The 21,065-nt window shown below is 64.7% G+C and carries 19 protein-coding genes; 8 read left to right on the top strand and 11 right to left on the bottom strand.

What is annotated here, in order from left to right:
• Nucleotides 1-22: 22 nt before the first annotated feature.
• Nucleotides 23-766 (top strand): SDR family oxidoreductase, encoded by a 744-nt coding sequence (locus tag AC3WUF_RS03120; RefSeq protein ID WP_492422321.1) that lies wholly within the window; start codon nt 23-25, stop codon nt 764-766.
• On the opposite strand, the gene AC3WUF_RS03115 is transcribed toward AC3WUF_RS03120, so the two are convergent.
• On the bottom strand, nt 763-2,082 hold the full coding sequence (locus AC3WUF_RS03115; RefSeq protein ID WP_492422319.1) for an adenylate/guanylate cyclase domain-containing protein: 1,320 nt from the start codon (nt 2,080-2,082) through the stop codon (nt 763-765). The genes AC3WUF_RS03120 and AC3WUF_RS03115 overlap by 4 nt on opposite strands.
• Before the next feature lie 8 nt (nt 2,083-2,090).
• On the bottom strand, nt 2,091-3,143 hold the full coding sequence (locus AC3WUF_RS03110) for an MBL fold metallo-hydrolase (RefSeq protein ID WP_492422317.1): 1,053 nt from the start codon (nt 3,141-3,143) through the stop codon (nt 2,091-2,093).
• A 184-nt stretch (nt 3,144-3,327) separates the two neighbouring features.
• Here AC3WUF_RS03110 and AC3WUF_RS03105 point away from each other — a divergent pair, with 184 nt between their 5' ends.
• A complete protein-coding gene (locus AC3WUF_RS03105) occupies nt 3,328-4,044 on the top strand; it encodes a hypothetical protein (RefSeq protein WP_492422315.1) in 717 nt (238 codons plus the stop codon).
• Between the two features lies 1 nt (nt 4,045).
• Here AC3WUF_RS03105 and AC3WUF_RS03100 read toward each other — a convergent pair whose 3' ends face one another.
• A complete protein-coding gene (locus tag AC3WUF_RS03100) occupies nt 4,046-4,744 on the bottom strand; it encodes a murein L,D-transpeptidase catalytic domain family protein (protein WP_492423545.1) in 699 nt (232 codons plus the stop codon).
• A 312-nt stretch (nt 4,745-5,056) separates the two neighbouring features.
• On the opposite strand from AC3WUF_RS03100, the gene AC3WUF_RS03095 reads away from it, so the two are divergent.
• A complete protein-coding gene (locus AC3WUF_RS03095) occupies nt 5,057-6,262 on the top strand; it encodes a L,D-transpeptidase family protein (RefSeq protein WP_492422313.1) in 1,206 nt (401 codons plus the stop codon).
• 12 nt (nt 6,263-6,274) lie between these two features.
• Here AC3WUF_RS03095 and AC3WUF_RS03090 read toward each other — a convergent pair whose 3' ends face one another.
• The 5 genes from AC3WUF_RS03090 to AC3WUF_RS03070 all read right to left on the bottom strand — a co-directional run bounded on the left by AC3WUF_RS03090 (nt 6,275) and on the right by AC3WUF_RS03070 (nt 9,918).
• A complete protein-coding gene (locus AC3WUF_RS03090) occupies nt 6,275-7,561 on the bottom strand; it encodes a choice-of-anchor Q domain-containing protein (protein WP_492422311.1) in 1,287 nt (428 codons plus the stop codon).
• Nucleotides 7,562-7,718: 157 nt separating this feature from the next.
• Nucleotides 7,719-8,048: a hypothetical protein gene (locus AC3WUF_RS03085; RefSeq protein ID WP_492422309.1), complete on the bottom strand. Its 330-nt coding sequence runs from the start codon at nt 8,046-8,048 to the stop codon at nt 7,719-7,721.
• Between the two features lie 240 nt (nt 8,049-8,288).
• Nucleotides 8,289-8,516, bottom strand: a complete 228-nt coding sequence (locus AC3WUF_RS03080) for a hypothetical protein (protein ID WP_492422307.1) — start codon at nt 8,514-8,516, stop codon at nt 8,289-8,291.
• A gap of 230 nt (nt 8,517-8,746) precedes the next feature.
• Complete coding sequence (locus tag AC3WUF_RS03075) at nt 8,747-9,343, bottom strand: TIGR00645 family protein (protein WP_492422305.1); 597 nt, start codon at nt 9,341-9,343, stop codon at nt 8,747-8,749.
• An 80-nt stretch (nt 9,344-9,423) separates the two neighbouring features.
• Nucleotides 9,424-9,918, bottom strand: coding sequence for a nuclear transport factor 2 family protein (locus AC3WUF_RS03070; RefSeq protein WP_492422303.1), 495 nt, complete (start codon nt 9,916-9,918; stop codon nt 9,424-9,426).
• 231 nt (nt 9,919-10,149) lie between these two features.
• Here AC3WUF_RS03070 and AC3WUF_RS03065 point away from each other — a divergent pair, with 231 nt between their 5' ends.
• The 5 genes from AC3WUF_RS03065 to AC3WUF_RS03045 all read left to right on the top strand — a co-directional run bounded on the left by AC3WUF_RS03065 (nt 10,150) and on the right by AC3WUF_RS03045 (nt 16,161).
• Entirely contained in the window at nt 10,150-11,991 is a 1,842-nt protein-coding gene (locus AC3WUF_RS03065; protein ID WP_492422301.1) for a DAHL domain-containing protein, read from the top strand.
• Nucleotides 11,992-12,011: 20 nt separating this feature from the next.
• Nucleotides 12,012-12,947, top strand: coding sequence for a response regulator (locus AC3WUF_RS03060; protein ID WP_492422299.1), 936 nt, complete (start codon nt 12,012-12,014; stop codon nt 12,945-12,947).
• A 94-nt stretch (nt 12,948-13,041) separates the two neighbouring features.
• Complete coding sequence (locus AC3WUF_RS03055) at nt 13,042-14,157, top strand: DUF1214 domain-containing protein (protein WP_492422297.1); 1,116 nt, start codon at nt 13,042-13,044, stop codon at nt 14,155-14,157.
• Nucleotides 14,154-15,344, top strand: coding sequence for a sulfotransferase family protein (locus tag AC3WUF_RS03050; protein ID WP_492422295.1), 1,191 nt, complete (start codon nt 14,154-14,156; stop codon nt 15,342-15,344). The genes AC3WUF_RS03055 and AC3WUF_RS03050 overlap by 4 nt, the downstream gene beginning before the upstream one ends.
• A 25-nt stretch (nt 15,345-15,369) precedes the next feature.
• A complete protein-coding gene (locus AC3WUF_RS03045) occupies nt 15,370-16,161 on the top strand; it encodes an SDR family oxidoreductase (protein ID WP_492422293.1) in 792 nt (263 codons plus the stop codon).
• Between the two features lie 60 nt (nt 16,162-16,221).
• On the opposite strand, the gene AC3WUF_RS03040 is transcribed toward AC3WUF_RS03045, so the two are convergent.
• The 3 genes from AC3WUF_RS03040 to AC3WUF_RS03030 form a co-directional block, all read right to left on the bottom strand.
• Nucleotides 16,222-17,952 carry a cation:proton antiporter domain-containing protein gene (locus AC3WUF_RS03040; RefSeq protein WP_492422291.1) on the bottom strand — a complete coding sequence of 577 codons (1,731 nt, stop codon included), beginning with the start codon at nt 17,950-17,952 and terminating at the stop codon, nt 16,222-16,224.
• Between the two features lie 71 nt (nt 17,953-18,023).
• Entirely contained in the window at nt 18,024-19,013 is a 990-nt protein-coding gene (locus AC3WUF_RS03035) for a flavin reductase (protein WP_492422289.1), read from the bottom strand.
• A gap of 63 nt (nt 19,014-19,076) precedes the next feature.
• Entirely contained in the window at nt 19,077-21,014 is a 1,938-nt protein-coding gene (locus AC3WUF_RS03030; protein WP_492422287.1) for a DUF1302 domain-containing protein, read from the bottom strand.
• Nucleotides 21,015-21,065 lie beyond the last annotated feature (51 nt).

Here is a 21,065-nt window from a genome sequence, read left to right as displayed (position 1 = left end):
TGCAACCCCAACGGAGATCACCATGAAGACTGTACTCATCACCGGCTGCTCGTCAGGCTACGGCCTGGAAACCGCGCGCTATTTCCATGCGAAGGGCTGGGATGTCATCGCGACCATGCGCAAGCCCCGCGAAGACCTGCTGCCGCATTCGGCGCGGATGCGAATCCTGGCGCTGGATGTCGGCAATCCGCAAAGCATCGCTGCCGCACTGGAGGCCAGCGGCCCGATCGACGTGCTCGTCAACAATGCGGGAGTCGGCCTGTTCGGCGCCTTTGAAGCGACGCCCATCGAAACGGTTCGAGAAGTCTTCGAGACCAACACCTTCGGCGTCATGGCGATGACACAGGCCGTCATCCCCGCTTTCCGTGCACGGCGCACTGGCGTGATCGTCAACGTCACGTCCAGTGCCACGCTGGCGCCGATGCCGCTGGTCGCGGTGTACACCGCCAGCAAGACGGCCATTCAGGGTTTCACGGCGTCACTGGCCCATGAACTCGAAACGCATCAGGTGCGCGTGAAGCTCGTGGAACCCGGCTACGCGCCGACGACGCGGTTCACCGAAAACGGCCGCTCGCGCATGGAAGGCCTGATCCCGGACAGCTATGCGGCGTATGCGCAGTCGGTGTACGCATCGATGACGCAGCTGACCGCGTTCACGACCGAGGCCGACGTTGCCGAAACGGTGTGGCGCGCAGCGATCGACGAAAGCGGACAGCTCCACTATCCCGCGGGAGCGGATGCCGTCGCGCTGGCGCGGGCCCGCTAAGCCGGCGTCAGTGGCGCGGTGCCGCGCGTCAGCGCGCAGATCGGCACGGGCTCGTCGAAGCCCTTGAGCGATTCGGGAGTGCGCTCCGCGATGACGATCGCCGCATCGTCGGCCAGTTGTTCGGCGATGCGGCGGTCTGCCAGCACTTCACCATCCTCGGCGCGTGCGCAGAGGCGCGCGGCGAGGTTGACCGGATTGCCGATCGCGACATACTCCAGGCGCCCCGCTCCACGAATGGCGCCGACCGTCGTTTCGCCGCTGGCGACGCCGACGCCCAAGCCAAGTTGCGCTTCGGGCGCCGCCGCCAGCAGGCTGGGCCGCGCGTGCGTCACGAGCTCAAGGGCCAGCTGCGCGGCGCGCTGCACATGATCCTTCATCGACAGCGGAGCGCCGAGCAGGATCAGCACGCCGTCGCCCGCGATGTCCTTGATCGTGCCGCCGTGCCGCGCGGCGACCTCGCCGACCAGAGCGTAGTAGCGCTCGAGCACTTCGGCCACCCGTTCGCTGTCGCAACTGCGCGCAAAAGCGGTGAAACCGCGCAGATCGCAGGCCACTACGCTGAGCTGTCGGCGCTCACGTCGCAGCAGCCGGTCGAGTCCTTCCGCACGCACTTCACGCGCGACCTGCGGCGACAGGAACTGGCCGAGGAAGCTGCCGCGCCGGCTCTGGATGACCAGATAACGCACCGCCCCTGCGAGGAAGATCAGCAGGCCGATCGTCAGGGTGACGGGGATCAGTGGATCGGCCACGAGCAAACCGGCGAGCAGAAACGGAGCGGCCCACAACAGCGCACGCAGACGCGCAAGCTCGGCGCGGTCGATCCGCATGAAGCGCAGCAGGATGATGGCGATCGTCGCGCACAGCATGCCGCTGCCGAGCACCGGCGCGAAGACCGCGAACTCGACTGCGCGTACGTTGATGACGCCCGGCACGTCCACCAGCGCCTGCTCGGGAAACAGGACGACATAGCCGATCGACAGTCCGCCGTAGATCACCACGAGCAGCTGCGCCACGCGGAACAGCACATCGGCGGCGACGCGACCGCGCGACTGCGCGGTCTGGCCGATCCGGCGCCCCCATTCGACGCCGGCGAGGATCGCGGCAACCTTGAGCATCACCATCAGCGTTGCCGTCGCGACTCCGCCGGCGTCGTTCCACGCGATGACGCGCCCGAGCATCAACGCGCCCGCGATCGCCAGCAGACAGAGCACCAGCGCGCGCGTGCTGCGCCCAGCCCAATCTCCGGCAACGAGGATCAGCGCGGTGCCGGCCATCGTCATGGCGACGATCAGATGAGCGGAATCAAAAGCGTCCACGAATAGCTCTATTGCTGCGAAGCCTGGTAGCGATCGACGCCATCGGCGCCGCGGCTGCGGGTGATCTGCCCGCGCAGCTTCAGATAGTTGAGATGCGCGAGTGCCTCGCCGGTCGCCAGGCCGAGCAGTTCATCGCCGTCGATCGGCCGCCGGTACAGCGCCTCGAAGACGTCGATGACCCGCTTCGGCTCGCTGAGCAGCGCCTGCAATTTTTCCAGCGAGCGCTCATGCCCGGCGATCAGCGCATCCAGCCGTGCGTGCATGCCGCGGAATGGCAGGTTGTGGGCCGGCAATACCAGAAGATCGTCCGGCAATGCGGCCTTGATCGCCGCGAGAGACGACAGCCAGTCGCCGAGTGGATCGCCTTCCGGCTCGGTCGGAAATACCGAGACGTTCGAACTGATGTTCGGCAACACCTGATCGCCGGAAATCAGCAGCTTCAGTTCCGGGCAGTGCAGGCACAGATGCTCGGGCGAATGGCCATTGCCGACGACGGCATGCCACTGGCGGCCGCCGATCTCGAGAACTTCGCCGTGCGTCACGCGCCGGTAGCTGTCGGGCAACGCATAGACGCCGCGGCCGAAATCGCCGAAGCGTGCTTTGTAGTGCTCCAGAGTCGTCGCGTTCCAGCCGGCGGCGCGATAGAAGTCCAGCGCGTCGGCCGGCGCTTCGCGGCCGGTGTCGGCGACCAGCATGCGGCAGATGATGTACTCAAGGCGCGTGATCCACAGCTTGCAGGCAAAGCGGCGCGTCAACCAACCCGCCATGCCGATGTGGTCCGGATGCATGTGCGTGCAGATCACGCGCGTCACCGGCAGGCCGCCGAGCGGTCCGGCAAAGGCCTTGTCCCAGGCTTTCGCGGTGTCGCGGCTCTGCATGCCGGTATCCACCAGCGCCCAGCCGTCGCCGTCGCGCAGGGCCCAGACGTTGATGTGGTCGAGCGCAAACGGCAGCGGCATGCGCAGCCACATCACGCCGTCGGCAATCTGCTGAACGCCGCCGGGTTCGGGGGCGGTGTCGTAGGGGAAGCTCAATGCGGCTTTGTGGGGATCGGCGGTCATGCTCGCGGGGTTCTTCCTTGCCGCACGGTGCGGCACCGTGCATCGCTGGGTATTCCGGGAGCATACCGCGCGCCGGCTCGTCGGCGAGCGCGACCGGCACGAGTCGGGCGACACCGATCCCCCGCCGGTTGACGCGCGCCGCAATTGGCGCGAGCGTAGCCATCCAATCTTCGAGGAGATCCGCATGCTTTCGAGAATCTCGCTGGGAATGAGCGCCGCGCTGCTCGTCAGTGCCTGCAACAACACGGACTTCTCGCTCGACCCCGGCACCGGCACCGGCCCGACTGTCGAGATCGAAATCGACTTCGATACCGACCGTGGATGGAGCGGCGGCCAGTCGGACTACTCGGCCGCGACAGCGCCAACCGATGTGCTGTTCCAGCAGGGCGCCGCGCTGCCGAGTCCGTTCAATGGAAGCGGACTGTATTCCGCGGGCACGAACCGCAGCGACGATCTGTTCCTGTATGCGAAGAAGAAGTACGTGGGCCTGAATCCGAATAGCCTCTATCGTCTCGCGTTCGAGCTGCGGATTCTGACCGACGTGGCGTCGGGTTGCGTCGGTGTCGGCGGATCGCCGGGCGAATCCGTCACCGTCAAGGCCGGCGCCAGCAGCGTCGAACCGGTGACTGTCGTGACGGCCGGCGAGTACCGAATGAACATCGACAAGGGCGAGCAGACCCAGTCCGGCGACGACGGCCTGGCGATCGGCAACCTTGCGAACTCGCGGACCGACTGCGCGGAGGGCGGCTTCGAGATCAAGACGCTGCGCAGTGACGAGCCGCTGCTGGCCGAGACCGATGCGGACGGCGCGCTGTGGATCTTCTTCGGAATCGATTCCGGATTCGAAGCGGGCAGCGAGCTGTACTACGTCGACGCCACGGTCGCCGCGACGCCGCTCTGAACTACTGCGCTGCGGTCTGAATCGGCTTGGCCGCGGACTCGCAGCCCAGCGTTGCCGGTGTACCGGCCCACGCCGCGGTCTCGGCGTAGGCATAAAGGTACTGGTGGCCGCGCAACGTATCGATCAGCGGCTTGGCGATCTCGGCGCGGACAGCCGGGCAGCCGTAGCTGCGCCCGAGACGGCCGGAGGTCTTGATGAAACCTTCACTGACGTAATCGGCGCCGTGCATGACGATCGCGCGATCGTAGGCGCGATCGTTGATGCCGGGCTCGAGACCCTTCAGGCGCAGGGAATATCCGTTGGCGCCGGTGTAGGGATCCAGTGTTTCAAAAAGTCCGAGGCTCGACGTATAGCTCTCGTTGACGTTGGAAAACTTTGAAGCGAGTGCGTCACCCGATCCGCGCCCATGCGCGACATGCTCGTGGAACAGGACTTCGCCTGTCGCCAGATCAAGCACCCACAAGCGCCGCTCGGTCGACGGCAGTCGGAAGTCGATCAGGCCCAGCCGCTGTGCGCGTGGGTGTCCTTTTTCCTCGGCGCAAGCGACGGCTTCGAGTCCCTTGCGCAGCACCTCTGCATCAAGCCCCGAGTCCTGCAACGCGGCAAGCCGCTCGTCGGCTACGCGCGCAGGACCGCCGGCGTGTGCGCCTGAGGCAACAAGAAAGCCGCAGGCGAGAACGGCACGCCGGAAAGCGATCAGCATCAAGTCGGGAATCCTCTACGAATGGGCGCGCCGCGCCAGCCCAGGCCGGCGGCCGATTAATCGAACGTACATGCAGGCGCAGGCTAGCTAAAGCGAATTCCCGCGACCAGTGCGGGACGACGAACGGTCAGGTGCAAAATGCTGAAAACAGGGATCGCCGCATTGCTCGCAGTCGTGCTGAGCGGATGCGGTATCGGACAACCGCAGGCCGAAAAAAGTTCGGCTGTCGCGCAAGGGCCGATCGCTCAGGCAATTCGCAATGAGTTGGCCTCGCGCACCAGCATCCCGATGCGCAGGCCGCATTCTGCAATGGACCGGGCATTGGAGGCGCTCTACGCGAGCCGCGGTTACCTGGCCTTGTGGAATGACCCTGCCGCGCTCGCAGCATTGATGGGGCCAGGCTTTGAGGCCTTGAGCGAGGACGGATTGCGCGCTGCGTCCTATGCGCTGGAGGACTGGTCGGATCGTCGTCGCGCGGTCTACGCTGACGGTGTCGATGCAAAGGAACGTGCGAGTTTCGATCTGCAGATCAGCCGGCGATATCTGCGCGCGCTGTCGAACGTCGCCTACGGCAAGGTTGACCCTGCCAATGTCGGAACCCTGTGGGAAACAGCGCCCGCCGCGATCGACCAACGTGTCGCGATGCCCTGGGTCGCGCTTGCCGCGCAGGCCGGCACCGTGCGTAGCGCCTTTGCACAGGCACGCCCGACTGCTCCGGTGTATGAACAGCTGCGTTCGGCATTGGCCCTGCAAAATGCAAACCCGCAGAAGAGCGCGCAGCTGCGCGTCAACCTCGAGCGGACACGTTGGCTGTATCAGGATTTGCCGTCGTCGTACGTGCTGGTCGATATCGCCAGCTATCGCGTGCGTTACCAGCGCCCCGGCGGCGAAGTCTGGGAGAGCAAAGTCGTCGTCGGCCGGCCCTACCGCGAGACGCCGGCGTTCCGCTCACAGATCGACAAGCTGACCGTGAACCCGTCGTGGACCGTGCCGCCGACCATCTTCGAGAAGGACGTGGCCCCCAAGGCACGGCGCGACCCTGCCGCAACACTGGAGAAAAAGCATCTGCGCGCGATCGACGGTCAGGGTCGCGAAGTGCCGCTGGACTCCATCGACTGGAGCGATTCGCGCAGCGTGATCCTGCGCCAGGACCCGGGTCCGGAGAATCCGCTGGGCCAGGTGAAGATTTCCTTCGACAATCCGTACCAGGTCTACCTGCATGACACGCCGAGCCGCGCGCTGTTCGAGGAAGATGCACGCGCCAACAGCAGCGGCTGCATCCGCGTCGAGAACGTGCTTGAGCTCGCCCGGCTGCTGCTCGAAGACAGCGGAACCACGGCGGATCTGCAGCAGCTCGTGAAAGACGGCAAGACCAAGGAGATCAAGCTGAGCCGCGAAATTCCCGTGTTGCTGCACTACTCGACGGTGGACGTGTCCCCCGACGGTGAAGTCGTGTTCCAGAAAGACATCTACGACCGCGATCCGGCGCTGCTCGAAGCACTCGACAAGACCTGAGGCGCGAAGGGTTCACTCGCCCGGCTGCAATTCCATCGCACCGATATCGCATCGCGCGACGCCGTCGGCATCGCCATCCTGGGGGCGCGCAAACGCGCGCTGGTCTCCGGCACTGCAGTAGGCGGGGTCGCCTGCATCGATCAGCGGCTGCCGCGGCCGATGAACCGGCGTCGGTCCGCCGAGATAGCGCAGATGTTCGAGCCACTCGATGAAGACACGACGGTCATCGACGTATTTCATGCCGTTGCAGTTGCCTGAACCCATGGCCGTGTAGGTCTGCGTGAAATCCTCGTCGTCACCGCGATTGTCGCAGTTGCTGCCGCTGTTGTAGTAACGGTCGTTGCCGTCCTGCGAGTAATTGCCGGCCACCAGCGCGTTGCGCATCCGGGTCTTGCCGGTATTCAGATAGCCACCGCCGTTGTTGTTGGCGATCGTGGTGTTGGCGACGAACGCAGAGGGCCGGACTTCGGCCTCCGCCTCTCGAATGGAACCGTTGGCAATCGCGCCACGCGCACCGTCATGGCCGTTGTCGCTTAGCGTGCTGTTGAAGATCGCCAGCGAGCCGCCGTCGCGGTTCGCGATGGCGCCACCCTCGCCGCCGCCGGGATCGTTATCGCCGAAGAAGCTGCGGTCGATCCGTGCCTGCCCGAGGTTGTACAAACCGGCCCCGTAGCCGTCCGCGTCGTCGAGACCGGTGACGTTGTCGCGGATCAGCGTGTCGTAGACGTAGAGCTGGGCGCCGACATTGTTGAAGATGCCTCCGCCGCGACCGCCGGTCAGGGTCTGGTCGTCACGCGCGAGATTGCCGTCGACCTTGCCGAGCAGAATGCGCAGCTCCCCCGCGTTCCAGAGTCCGCCGCCTTCGACCACGCCGTCATAATCTGGCAGCACCCGGTTGCCGATGATCCAGCTGCGCCGCAGCGTCAGCTTGCCGGCGTTGTAGATCGAGCCGCCGCGGCCTTCCGCAATTCCATTGCGCAGCGTCAGATCGGCCAGTTCGACGACCGCATCGCGGCCGATCTCGAAGTGGCGGTTCGTGCCATTGGCGTCGATGGTGCTACGCCCGGGCAGCCCGCGGATCGCGAGTTCGTCACCGATGAACAGATCACTGTCGCGCGGGCCGGAGACCTCGACCGTCAGCCGGTAGTGGGAATGCTTGAGCCGGATCACGTCGGCGCCGGCGTGCGCATTCGCCGCGACGATCGCTTCGCGCAATGAACAATCCGCATCGCAGACGCCATCGTTGCTGTCGATGGCCTTGCTGACCGTATAGGTGTCGGCGAACGCAGCGCCTGCCAACAACGAAAGTCCACAACCCAGAAGCAGGCGCATGAGCATGTACCCCCGATGATGTTGAGTGCCGATACCCGCGCATCGTCGGGCATCGCTCATCGCAGCATCGGAAATCGCATCTGAACGCGCGCTGTCACCAGCAAGCCGCGTTCCCGCCATGCAGTTATGCGTGACTGCCCAGCAGTAGGCGGCGCACGTCACCGTGCGCGCGATAGGTCGCTGCGAGCACATAAATCAGCGTGAACAAGCCCCCCATCGCAGCGCCGAGCGCGCAGAGCAGGCCCACCCGCTTCGACGGCTCGCGCCAGTAGATCCAGATTGCAATCGGCACGACATGCAGCAAGAAGTCCGTATAGAACGACGCGCGCCAGGCATGCGTGAAATCGCTGAAGAAGACCATGCCGCCATCGGCGCCCAGCGAGCTGACGGCCCATGCCGTTATGCCGGCGAGCAGCAGCCAGCCGAGAATCAGATATCCGCGCAGCAGGTTCATGAAACGGCCTCCCCCAAGTGGAGATTCGATTCTAGATGCGCAAGGCTCGCCAAACCGCGAGGCTCAGCTGCAGACACTTCGGTCATCGGCGCCGGGCAAGAAGAAGCTCGGGATCACGAAAGGAATCGCGGCGCGGAGCCCGCATCAGAAATCCCGGAGCTTCCGATCTCCGCTCAAGCGCAGAAACAAAAACGCCGCCGCAGGCGTGAGCCTGCGGCGGCGGATTTTGAAGCTTGAAACTTAGTTTGCCGGGGCGGCCGTCGGCTCGGCGGTCGGCATAGCGTCGGCCGGAGCAGCTTCAGCCGGGGCAGCTTCGACCGGAGCAGCTTCGGCGGTCGGCGCAACTTCAACCGGAGCGGCTTCGACGGCCGGGGTGGCAACCGGCGCAGCTTCTTCCTTCTTGCCGCAACCAACCAGCAGCAGCGAAGAGGCCAGCAGGGCAGCAGCGGTCGTGGAAATCAGCTTCATAACTCGACTCCTAAAAGATGTGGAATGTGGCGCACTAGGATACGCCAACTCGAGGATTTTCGGGCTTTTTGCTGCACGCACGATTAATCGCCGCCGGTCACTTCCGGCAGACATAGAAAAATCAATAACTTGGCGCCCATGCAGGCCGCACTCGGTAAATTCGACAGCCGGCCCGCCGAATAGTTCTGGCCCGGAGATTGTCGAAAAACGCGGCGCCGAACCGGCCTTTTTCAGTGCTCGGCGCCCGGCTTGCGCGGCATCCCAGCCTGCATGACCCGGTCGGTCCAGGCGATACCGATTGCCGAGGCGATGAAAGCCATGTGGATGATGGTCTGCCACATCACGCCAGCCTCGGTCGTGGTCGTGCAGCGCACCCCGGCGGCCACCGTCGCGCAGACCGGCAAAGCGCCCAGCGAGCCCGCCTCGATGAAGGTCTTCAGCAGATGGATCGAGGAGATGCCGATGATCGCCATCGCCAGTTTGACCTTGAGGACGGAGGCATTCACGTGCGACAGCCATTCCGGCTGATCCGGGTGCCCCTGCAGGCCGAGCCGCGACACGAAGGTTTCGTAGCCGCCGACGATGACCATGACCAGCAGGTTGGAGATCATGACGACATCGATCAGCGCCAGCACGATCAGCATGATCTGCTGCTCGGTCAGCGTGAATGCCGCGGCGACCAGATGCCACAGCTCCTTGACGAACAGAATGACGTAGACCGCCTGCGCAAAGATCAACCCGACATAGAGCGGCAACTGCAGCCAGCGAGAGGAGAAAATCAGCGCCGGCAGGGGGCTGAGCGGCTTGTTGTTCGGGATCTGCGACATGGGGCTTTCTTGAATGGGCGGTCAGTGGGCCGCGCGATCTTAGCAAGTCCAGATGTCGCTACGCTGCGCTGCCGCGCAGGTCAGGGCGCCGGCGGCGCGCTCCCGGCAAAAAGCGCCTTGGCGGCCTCGGAATTGATGTCCAGCACCAGCGTCGAGGTTGCGATGAACTTGGTCTTGCTCATTTTCCAGCCGGCCGCGCTTCGCACGTACTCGTCTTCGTAATACCCGCCGAGCTGGGTCAGTGTGCGGTCACGCGTATTGATCAGGAAGTAGTGCAGGCTCCAGGTCCCGCGCGCCAGCTCGGCCGAAATCCGCTCGATCTGCGGATTCGCGCCATGGTGCATTTCGACCATGTAGTCGTGGCAGCCGACGTCGGTGAATACCTTGACCAGCGCATCGGCCGTATCGAAGCGGCCGACCACGCCATAGTCGATGTCGACCTTGCCGTCGGCGAAACAGCCAAGCATCGTTGCCGGATCCTTGCGGTCGCAGCTGAACAGGTAGCGCGCCTTGAGCTGGCGGATCGCTTCGATATCTTCGAGGGCTTGCAGGCGGGCGGACAGGTCGGTCGACATCTCGGGATCTTCGTTCTGGGCTGTAGCTCCGCAGTTGACCGCAGGCGCCCTGCACTTGAATCCTCCATATGGCTGAGGCCTACTGCAAACAGATGAAGCTGGGCTTGCCCCCCCGGGGCTACCTTGCCTAATCAGCAGTAACAGGTGTCCGGCGGGGTGTCCGGCACTTCAACAGGCGAACGGACGATTCGCCGCGTTACTGGGGCGGTCGATGCGAGAACGGGGGTTCACATGACATGGCGTAAGTTGCTGCCGGTAGTGGCGGCCTTGCTGGCAATCGCCGCCATTGGCGTGCTCGTTTTCCTGGTCAGCAAGACGCAGGCGGTCGACAACGCCCTGCACCTGAAGCGCTTGGCCAACATCCGCGTCATCGACGCCCTCGATGTCGGCCTCAACCGTGCCGTCACCCAGGTCGGCGTCAGCACCATGGCCAACATCGCCGACGAGCGCGCGGCGACCACGTCCCGGCTGGGCGAGTCTCTGGATGCGCTCGAACAGGGAGACGCCTCGCTGCGCGGCATCACGCCGGCGCTTGATACAGCGCTCGACCAGTTCCTCGACACGATTGAATCGAAGTTCGAACTCGCCTTCGATTTCGAAGCGCGCAACATCCTGGTCAACCAGCGTCTGATCGCCGGACTGGACGCCGTGCCCATCGTCGCCGATGCGCTGCTGCAGACGCTCAAGCCTGCAGATGCCGACGCACTGCGCGGCGTGCTGGGCCAGTTGAAGAACGAAATCACCAGCTTTGCGGTCGTGCAGACGCCGACCAACGAAGACCGTATCCACACGCTGCTGACGCAGATCGGTGAAACCCTGGCACAGCAGCCCGAACCGGTGCAGGCCGCGGTGCAGACGCTGCGCTCGCGCAGCAACGACGTCATCGCCGACAAGAAGGAACTGGTCGCGCGCGTCACCGAATTCCTCGCCAAGCCGACGGCCCCGCAACTGAAGGCGGTCGAAGGCGCCTACATGAGCTGGCATGGCGGACAGGTGGCGGTCGTCAACCAGTACCGTCTGCTGCTGTCCGGTTACGCGGCGATCCTGCTACTGATCTTGGCCTGGCTCGGCATCCGCCTGCGGCGCAGCTACCGCCAACTTGATATCGCCAACGCCAAGCTGTCGCGCGCCAACGAAAACCTTGAAGCCAAGGTGGAGCGGCGCACCCAGGCTCTCAGCAAGGCGCTGAACGACCTGCAGTCTTCGCAGGCGCAGCTGGTGCAGTCCGAGAAGATGGCCTCGCTCGGCCAGATGGTGGCCGGCGTCGCGCATGAGATCAATACGCCGCTGGGCTATGCGCGCAGCAACGCCAGCATCGTCCGCACCTCGCTGTCCGAGATTCGCGGGCTGGTGCTCGCACAGTCGCATGCACTGCGGCTGATGACCGGCGAAGAAGCCACCGACGAAGAGGTCGCGGAGGCGCTGACGACGGCGCAGAACCTGGCCGACTCCATCAATGCCGACGAGTTGGCCGGCGAGCTCGATGGACTGCTGGGAGACGCCGACCACGGCCTGCTGCAGATCGCCGAACTGGTGGCCGGTCTCAAGGATTTCTCGCGAGTCGACCGTTCCCGCCACGACCTGTTCAACGTCAACGACGGCCTCGAGTCCGCGCTGAAGATCTGCAACAACCAGCTCAAGACCCGGGTGGAGGTCGTCAAGGAGTACGGCGACCTGCCGCAGATCCAGTGCTCGCCGTCGCAGCTGAACCAGGTCTTCCTGAACCTGTTCACCAACGCCGCCCAGGCCATCGCCGACACCGGGCGGATCTATATCCAGACCGTTGCCCAGGGCGACAAGGTCGCGATCCGCATCCTGGACAACGGCAGCGGCATGCCGGAAAGCGTCCGCGCCCGCATTTTCGAGCCCTTTTTCACGACCAAGGCGGTCGGCCAGGGTACCGGCTTGGGCCTCTCGATCGTCTTCCGTATCATTGAAGACCACGGGGGCACAATCGAGGTACGCTCAGCACCTGGGGAAGGTACCGAGTTCAAGATTGTCCTGCCGGTCCGGCAGAAAACCAAAACCCTGGCGTCTGCAGCGGCAACCGCCGCCGCAGATGCCACTGCATAAAAGCTGAATGGAGTAGCAGCATGACTGAGACCGTCAAAGCACGAGTGCTTTTTGTCGACGACGAACCGCGCGTCCTCACCACGATGCGGATGCTGTTCCGCAGTCAGTACGAGGTGCATATCGCCGACAGCGGCGCGATGGCGCTGGCCTTCCTCAAGAACAACGCCGTTGACGTCATCGTCAGCGACCAGCGCATGCCGGGCATGACCGGCATCGAGATGCTGCGCACCGCGCGCGAGCTGAACCCGAACGCGATGCGCATTCTGCTCACCGGCTACTCGGATCTGAACGCGATCATCGGCTCGATCAACGAAGGCGAGATCTTCCGCTTCGTCAACAAGCCCTGGTCGAATGAAGAGCTGAGCGCGACCGTCGCCCGCGCCGTGACCGCCGCACGGACCAGCGCCGCCGTCACCGCCACGCCGGAAGCACCCGCTCCGGAACGCAGCGGGCCGACGCCGGGCGTGCTGGTGCTCGACGACGACTCGGCAGTGCCGCCGCAGATCCAGGCCATCCTCGGCCCGGACTTCCGCGTGGTCGGTGCGACCAACATGGATGAGGCCGTCGACATGCTCGAACGCGAGCGCATCGGTGTCGTCATCTCCGACACGATGGTGCAGGACAATCCAGTGCTGAACCTGATCAGCACCCTCAAGCAGCATCATCCGGAACTGGTCTCGGTGATCCTGACCAATCGCGCCGATGCCGGCACCGCGATCGATCTGATCAACCAAGGGCAGATCTACCGCTTCATCACCAAGCCGCTGCACGACAGCCAGTGCAAGATCACGGTCAACTCGGCGTTGCGCCAGCATCAGCGTCTCGCGCAGAGCCCCGAGCTGCAGCAGCGCTACGAAGTTGCGCCGCCTCCGGTGCCGCCACCGGTTGAATCGCAGAACGGCAAGCTGGTCGATCGCATCCGCGGCCTGCGCGGCGTGGTCAAGCGCTGGGTGTAACGATCCGATCCTGTCGCCCGGCCTCTCCTACAAACAGGTGAAGCCGGGCGCTGCGCTGGCCCCTAGTGTGTGAGCTCCGCAACTGGAGCCGGGCATGTCGCAGCACAGCAAGATCGAAGATGAGGTCAACAGCGGCGCGCTGTGGTCGCAGTTCTGCGACAACCTCAAGCAGGCCGGCCAGCAGATCCTGCGTCCGGAAGCAGCCGCCTCGACACTCGATCGCGCCGAAGGCTGGCGTTACCTGACACGCCTGCTGCGCATCGGCCTCGAGATGCATCTCGAGTTTGCCGATCCCGATTTTCCCGGCTTCTTCGCGCCCTCGCACGAGACCGGCAAGATCGGCGCCGACAATCCGGACAACCTGTACCTGATGGCGCGCATCAACGGCCGCAACGAGTACGTGATCCGCGGCGAGCGCGGCAGCGTGTCGTACCTGAGCTTCGGCAGCCAGAAGGGCGGCTACGAAACCGACGGCAAGATGGAGCAGACCGGCTTCCTCGATGCCAAGGATGTGCAGCTCGATGCCGATGGCCGCTTCGAGATCGTCGTCAGCGCAACGCCGCAGCCGCGCAACTGGCTGCGCATCGATGCGGACGCCAACGCGATCATCGTGCGCCAGACTTTCCTCGATCGTTACAGCGAGCAGCCGGCACAGATGCGCATCGCGCGCCGCAACAGCGACGCCAAACCTGAAGTGCTTAGCGCCGAACGCATACATACCGGCCTGACGCGCACCGCCGGCTTCGTGCAGGGCACCGCTGGCGTGTTTGCGAACTGGGCGCAGGGCTATCTGCCGCACGTCAACCAGCTGCCGCCGGCGAACCAGGCGGTATGCCAGGCCGCGGGCGGCGATCCGAACATCTTCTACTACCACTCGGCCTGGGCGCTGCAGGACGACGAGGCACTGATCATTCATGTGCCGCGCGTGCCCGAATGCCGCTTCTGGAATCTGCAGATCAACAACTGGTGGATGGAGTCGCTGGACTACCGCTACCACCGCATCCATCACAACAAGCATTCGAGCCGTGTCGACGCCGATGGCGGCGTGACGCTGGTGCTCGCGGCCCGCAATCCCGGCCATCCGAACTGGCTGACGACCGATGGCCACAGCCGCGGCACGATGTGCTGGCGCTGGGTCGGTGCCAGCGAACACATTCACCCGCAGACGCGGGTCGTCAAACTGAACGACTGGATCAAGGAAACGAAATGAGCAGTTCCGCAAACCCGGCACCGCGCCGCTTCGATTCGGAAGCCCTGCTCGCCGACGCGCGCAGCGCCGCCGGCGGGCTGTCCGACTTCGGCGATCCGACGTTTCGCGAAGGCCTTAACCGGCTCTGCGCTGCGCTCGACGCCGAAGCCCAGCTCAGCGACATGGGCGCGGCGATCATGCGCCAGAAACTCGTCACGCAGCTGACCAATCGCCTACGCATCGAGGATTACTTCACGCGCTATCCGGAGATCGCCAAGGAAGTCATCGAAGCGCCGATCGTCATCGTCGGCCTGCCGCGCACCGGCACGACCAAGCTGCACCGCCTGCTGTCGCGCGATCCACGCTTCTACTGGATGACGTTCTGGGAATCGCAGTTCCCGGTGCCGTTTCCGAACGAGACGCTGCAGGAACCCAGCGCGCGCATTCACGAAGGCCGCGCGCTGTGCGACATGATGACGACGGCGATGCCCAAGCTCGTCGCGATGCATCCGATGGTCGCCGACGAGGCCGACGAAGAAGTGATGCTGACCGAGCACTCGTTCATGTCGGCGTTCAATGCCTACGCGAACATCCCCGGCTACATGCGCTGGCTCGATGCGCAGGACCAGACGCCGGTCTACGAATATCTGCGCCGCGGCCTGCAGTTCCTGCAGTGGCAGAAGCGCCAACGCGGCGTCACCGCCGGCCGCTGGGTGCTCAAGGCACCGCATCACCTGTTGCGTATGCACCTGCTGTTGAAGGTCTTCCCCGGCGCGAAGGTCATCCTCACGCACCGCGATCCGCTGCAGAGCATTCCATCGATCTCCAGCTTCATCCACACGCTATGGTGCATCTACAGCGAGAAAGCCAGCGAGAAAGCGGCCGGCGCGGAATGGAGCGAGCTGATGCAACGCGCGCTCGATCACACCGACAAGGTGCGCGCCTCCGCGCCGTCGCAGTTCCTCGACGTGCAGTTCCGCGACACCGTGAAGAAGCCGATGGACGTCGTTCGCGACATCTACCGCTGGCTCGGCCTCGACCTGCCGGCTGCCGCCGAACAGGCGATGCGCCAGTGGCTTGCCGAGGACGAGAAGTCGCACCAGGGCGGTCACGACTACACGGCGGAGCAGTTTGGTCTTTCAGACACGCAGATCCGCCGCGACTTCGCCGCGTATCGCGCGAAGCACATCGAATCACAGAACAGCTAAGCACCACTTTTACGAGGAGAAGCACATGCTGCTGAAGGACAAGGTCGTCATCGTTTCCGGCATCGGCCCGGGCCTGGGCGTCAAGCTTGCCGTCGAGGCCGCCCGCGAAGGCGCGCGTGCCGTCGCCTGCGGCGCCCGCTCGGCGGAGAAGCTCGACGACGCCGAGAAGCGCATCCGCGAAGTGAACCCGAACTGCAAGGTGCTCAAGCAGGTCACCGACATCACCGACCGCGCGCAGTGCGACGCGCTGGTCGCGGCGACGATCAAGGCCTTCGGCCGCATCGACGCGCTGGTCAACAGCGCGTTCTTCCACGGCGACATGGACTACGTCTCGAACGCCAACCTCGACAGCTGGGGCGCCGTGCTCGGCACCAACCTGATCGGCACACTGAAGCTGACGCAGGCCACGCTGCCGCAGATGAAGGCGCAGGGCGGCGGCGCGATCGTCATGATCAACACGATGGCGGCACGCACGCCACCGCCGCTCGGCGAAGCCGGCTATGCGGCGTCTAAGGCCGCACTCGCCAACGCTGCGAAGTATCTCGCCAAGGAAGTCGGCCCGGACAACATCCGCGTCAACACGATCCACATGGGCTGGATGTGGGGCGCGCCGGTCGAAGGCTATTTCCAGTGGCAGTCGCAGGAAACCAAGGTGCCGATGGAGACGCTGAAGAAGACGATCTCCGACACGATCCCGCTGCGCCGCATCCCGACCGATGACGAATGCGCGCGCGCCGCGCTGTTCCTGGTGTCGGACTACGCCAGCGCCGTCACCGGCGCAGCGCTGGATGCGAACGGCGGCGCGTACATGCCGTAAGGCCCTTGCACCAGGCCGCTGCAGCAGAAAGCCCCGAGCGATCGGGGCTTTTTTGCGAGCTCAGCGCGCCTCGCTGAGCATGTCGGACAGGCGATAGACTTCGAGGACATGCTTGGCCATCGCATCGGCCAGCACCTGCTCTGTCATCAGCACCAGCCCGACGCCCTCGCGCTCGAGAAGCGCGCGCTCTTCCTCGCTATGCGTGCGCACGACGGTGTCGATGTCCGGGCTCATCTTGCGCGCCGCTTCGAGAATCCGGCGCGAATGGAAGGCATCGGAGACCGCCAGCACGAGCAGTTTGCAGTGCGGCAGCCGGGCCTGCGTCAGCACCTCCGGCAGCGCGGCATCGCCGCTGACGGTGAACAGGCGCTTCTTGCGCAGGCGGGCGACATGCTCGCGGTTGTTGTCGATCACGACGAACGGCACGCCCGACTGCAGCAGCGCCTTGCTCAAGGCACGCCCGACCCGGCCGTAGCCGACCAGCACGACGTGATCGTGGAGGCCGTCGAGCGCGGGATCGACATCCGCGCCGCGCAGCCTGGCCTGTCCGAGCCGCCCCAGCCAGGCCAGGCGCCGGTTGCCTTCGACGATGCGCTCCAGCGGCTGGATCAGCTTGAACAGCAGCGGATTGAGCGCAATGGACAGCAGGGCGCCGCAGAGAATCAGGTTCTGCGCCTCGGAACTGAGGATGCCGAGCTGCACGCCGAGCGCCGCGATGATGAAAGAGAACTCGCCGATCTGCGCGAGGCTGACCGCGACCGTCACCGCCGTCTTCAGCGGATAGCCGAACAGCAGCACGATCAGCACGGCCGCCAGCGACTTGCCGATCACGACGACGCCGAGGACTGCGAGCACCTGCATGGGGCGTTCGACCAGGATCGCCGGGTCGAACAGCATGCCGACCGAGACGAAGAAGAGCACCGTGAAGATGTTCTGCAACGGCACCGACTCGGCGGCGATGCGCCCGCTCAGCTTCGACTCGTTGACGATGACACCGGCGAAGAACGCGCCGAGCGCGAACGAGACGCCGAACAGCTGGGCCGAGCCATAGGCAATGCCCAGCGACGCGCAGACGACGAACAGCGTCAGCAGCTCGCGGAAGCCGGTGTGCGCGATCTGCGCGAACAGCCACGGGAAGACGCGCACGCCAACGACGTACATCAACATGAAGAACAGGCCGATCTTGCCGAACACGACCGCCAGATGCTGCAGCGGCACCCACAGGTCCGTCGCGGCGCCGTCGGAAGTTGCGGTGAACTCGACGGCGACCGGCAACAGCACCAGCGCGACGACCATCGCCAGGTCTTCGACCACCAGCCAGCCGATCGCGATGCGCCCGTTCAGCGAATCCAGCTTGCCGACCTGCTCCAGCGCGCGCAGCAGCACCACGGTGCTGGCCACCGACAGCGAAAGGCCGAAGCAGATGCCCGCCGCCAGCGACCAGCCCCAGACATGGGCAATGCCGACGCCGATGCCGGTCGCCACCAGGATCTGTGCGACCGCGCCGGGGATCGCGATGCGCCGCACCTCCATCAGGTCCTGGATGGAGAAATGCATGCCGACGCCGAACATCAGCAGGATCACGCCGATCTCTGACAGCTGGGCGGCGAGATCGCGGTCAGCGACGAAGCCCGGCGTGAATGGGCCAACCAGAATGCCGGCCACCAGGTAGCCGATGATCGGCGGCACCTTCAGGCGCGCGGCCACGGCGCCGCCGAACAGCGCCATGCCAAGCGCCATTGCGAGGGTCGAGATCAGCTGGGTCTGGTGCAGCATACGGCGGCGTCCCATGCGTGCATGGGCGCCAGCTTAACGTCATTGCTGCAGATTCGTACTCCGCGGTAACAACCCGCGCGAGCCGCTCAGGGCTGCTTTTCCTTGCCCTGCCACAGGGCATTGGCCGAGCTGTCGTCGACAACGCCAAGCAAGCGATTGAGCATCGTCTTGAGCACGGCGGCATCGCCGGCATCAAGGCGCTCCAGCACCTGCGACTCGACGCCCTTGGCGACCGCAATCAGGCGCAGCGCCAGCGCGCGACCGCTGTCGGTCAGCTCGTAGCCGCTGCCGCTGGCATCGCTGATGTGATGGGCGAAGCCACGCTGCACCAGCGCGTCGAGCGCACGCTGCCAGTTCTCGTCGGCAACGCCGGCCATGCCTTCGGCGATCTGCCCCTCGCTCAGCAGCGGACGCAGCGTCAGCGTCGACAGGACGTAGAACTCCATGTCCTGCAGCCCCTCGCGATCGAGCAAGGGGCGGATCTGCGCGAAGAAGCGGAAATGGCTGCGGCCCAGCAGGTAGCCGAGGAAGTCCTCACCGAAACTGCCGGCCAGGTGCGCGCTGCGCGGCTTGAGATCGGCCGGGTCACGCCGCGTGGCGTGCGCGTACTTGCCGCCGTGGAACACCAGCGGCGCGGTTTCGTCGCGCTTGAACGCGAGCACTTCGCCGATGAAGATCAGGTGATCGCCGCCCTGGTACTGCGAGGCGGTGCGGCATTCGAAGCGTGCGGCGCAACCCTTGAGCAGCGGAATGTCGCCGACGCCGGTCTCGATATCGACGCCGGCAAACTTGTCGATACCGCGCTTGGCGAAGCGGCCCGACAGCTCTTCCTGATCGGTCGCCAGCACATGCACCGCCCAATGCTGGGCGCTGCGGAAGGCATCGAGGCTGTTGGAGTTGTTCGCCAGGCTCCACAGCACCAGCGGCGGATCCAGCGACACCGAGTTGAAGCTGTTGACGGTCAGCCCCAGCGGCGTGCCGTCGGCAGCGCGCGTCGTGATGATCGTCACGCCGGTGGCGAAGGTTCCGAGCGCCTTGCGGAACTCCATTGCATCAAATGCCGCTGTTGCGCTCATAGGCCTTGCTTGCTGCGTGAGCGCGGCCGTCGTCGCGACGGCCGCGCATGAGGTGTGCCGATGTTACAGGTTGTACTTGATCGTGAACGTGGCGTATTCGCGATCGGCCACCGGGTTGGACGGGATCGGGCTGTCCTTGACCTTGGCATCCGGATCGCCGAGGAACCAGTTGTAACCGAGAGCGAATTCGAGGTTCTGCAGATACTGCGCCGTGACCGACAGGCCGATGCGCATGTCGTCCTCACCGAACAGCGAACCGAACGCGCCGGCAGTGGATGCATAGCCTCGTGCCGCATGGGCAAATGCCACTGGCGTGCCGATGTCCCAGCCCGGGAAGACGTTGCGGCCCTTGGGCAGCATCAGGACCTGATAAGCCCAGGCCATCTTGTCGTAGAACAGCGTGGTGCCGTCGCCGCGCGGGACCTGGCCGTTCTTCGCTTCGATCGGATCGACCTCGTCGACATACAGGTAGCTCACCTCGGAAACGATCGCGACTTCGTCGAAGATCAGGAAGTCCGGATTGGTGACGAACAACGACGAGACGTTGCCCTGGAAGGTTTCCGCGCGGGTGAACACCGGGCTCAGCACGCCGGAGATTTCCGCCGCCGCCGAGACGTCGACGCCCTTACGGTACATCAGGTCGCCGCCGACGTTGAGGCCGAACAAGGTCGTCGACCAGCTCGCCGCGTACATCTCGATATCGCCAAAGTATTTGACGTTGTACGACACCGGCACCGACTGGTTGATCAGCGCCGTCGTCAGTTCCTGCCCCAGCAACTCGCCGATGTAGGCGAAACCGAAGTTCAGGTTCACCGTCGGATTGTGGTTGTGATAGCGGATGTAGTACGCGCCGACCGAAGTCGCATCGGTCACCTGCAGCTTCGCACCGACGCCCCACTGGCCGTCCTTGCCCGGCAGAATGTCTGGCTCACGCACGGTGTTGATCGTGCGCGGCGCGTTGAGCAACGGGCCGCCGATGCCCCCACCGAGCTGACACGCAGCGCTCAGGTCGAGACCAAGGCCGGGAATCGGCACATTGAGCAGGCCCGGGCAATTGTCGGCATATGCCGGATTGCCGGAACCATAGGCCAGCTCCGCACCAGGGCCGACGACATCCGCCACCGAGAAGAAGTCACCGACCGGGAACACCTCCGTCGGCTTGTATTCGAGCTGGTAATAGCCCATTAGCGAGAAGTCGAAGCCGAAGGCGATCGTTGCGGCAATCTGGTTGGTCGGCAGCAGGATCTCCTTGATCTCCGCGCCAGGGACGAAGGCCTTCGTCGCGTCGTTCGGACCCTGTGCGGCGACGATGCCCGGGAAGAACAGGCTCTCACCCCAGGCAACGAGCTGGCTACCGAAACGGATGTTCATCGCGACGTCGTCGGTCACGTAGAAATCCGCGTAGACGTAGGACTCAAGCAGGCGCGAGCGCTCGCCGTTGTAGTACTCGGCGCTCTCGCTGAACTCGTTGAACGCGCAAGTCTGGGGATTGTTCGAACACTCGAAGGTATTCGGGCCGTAATCGTTCAGATTGTCCGGGTCGACCGGATCGCGGGCGTTCTCGTCGTGAAACACCCAGTCGTAGAAGCCGGTGCCGCTGACGACCGCGCCGAAGTTTTCGTACTTGAGCTGCACTTCATAGAAGGCGCTCAGGCGGTTGTTGATCGGATCCCACTGCTTGAAGTTGCGATCGCCATCGTCGAGGTTGATCGTCGTCGGCAGGCCGGTGTGGGTGAAGCCGGCAACCTGGTACTGGTTCGGCAGCACCGCGGCCTGGAAAGGATCGACCGGGCCGTTGATCAGCTGACCCGCCGCATCCTGCGCGCGCACCGCGAGGCTGTAAGTCGTCGTGATCTTGTAGCTGCCGTCGATACCGAAAAGATCGAAGGAACCGGCCCAGGCCGGGCTGTGCATCAAGGCTGCGCCGACTGCGAGGGCACCGAGACGCCCCAAACCTGCCCGCCGCGCACGCACCGTCTTCTCCGCTGCTCGCCGCACCATGCTCTTATCCCCTCTTATCTTTATGGATGTACCCCATGCCCACCGTAGTTT

The sequence above is a fragment of the Fontimonas sp. FW305-C-3 genome (assembly GCF_058783185.1).
The sequence above is the reverse complement of the archived record's forward strand: the minus strand, read 5'-3'. Positions and strand labels throughout refer to the sequence as shown.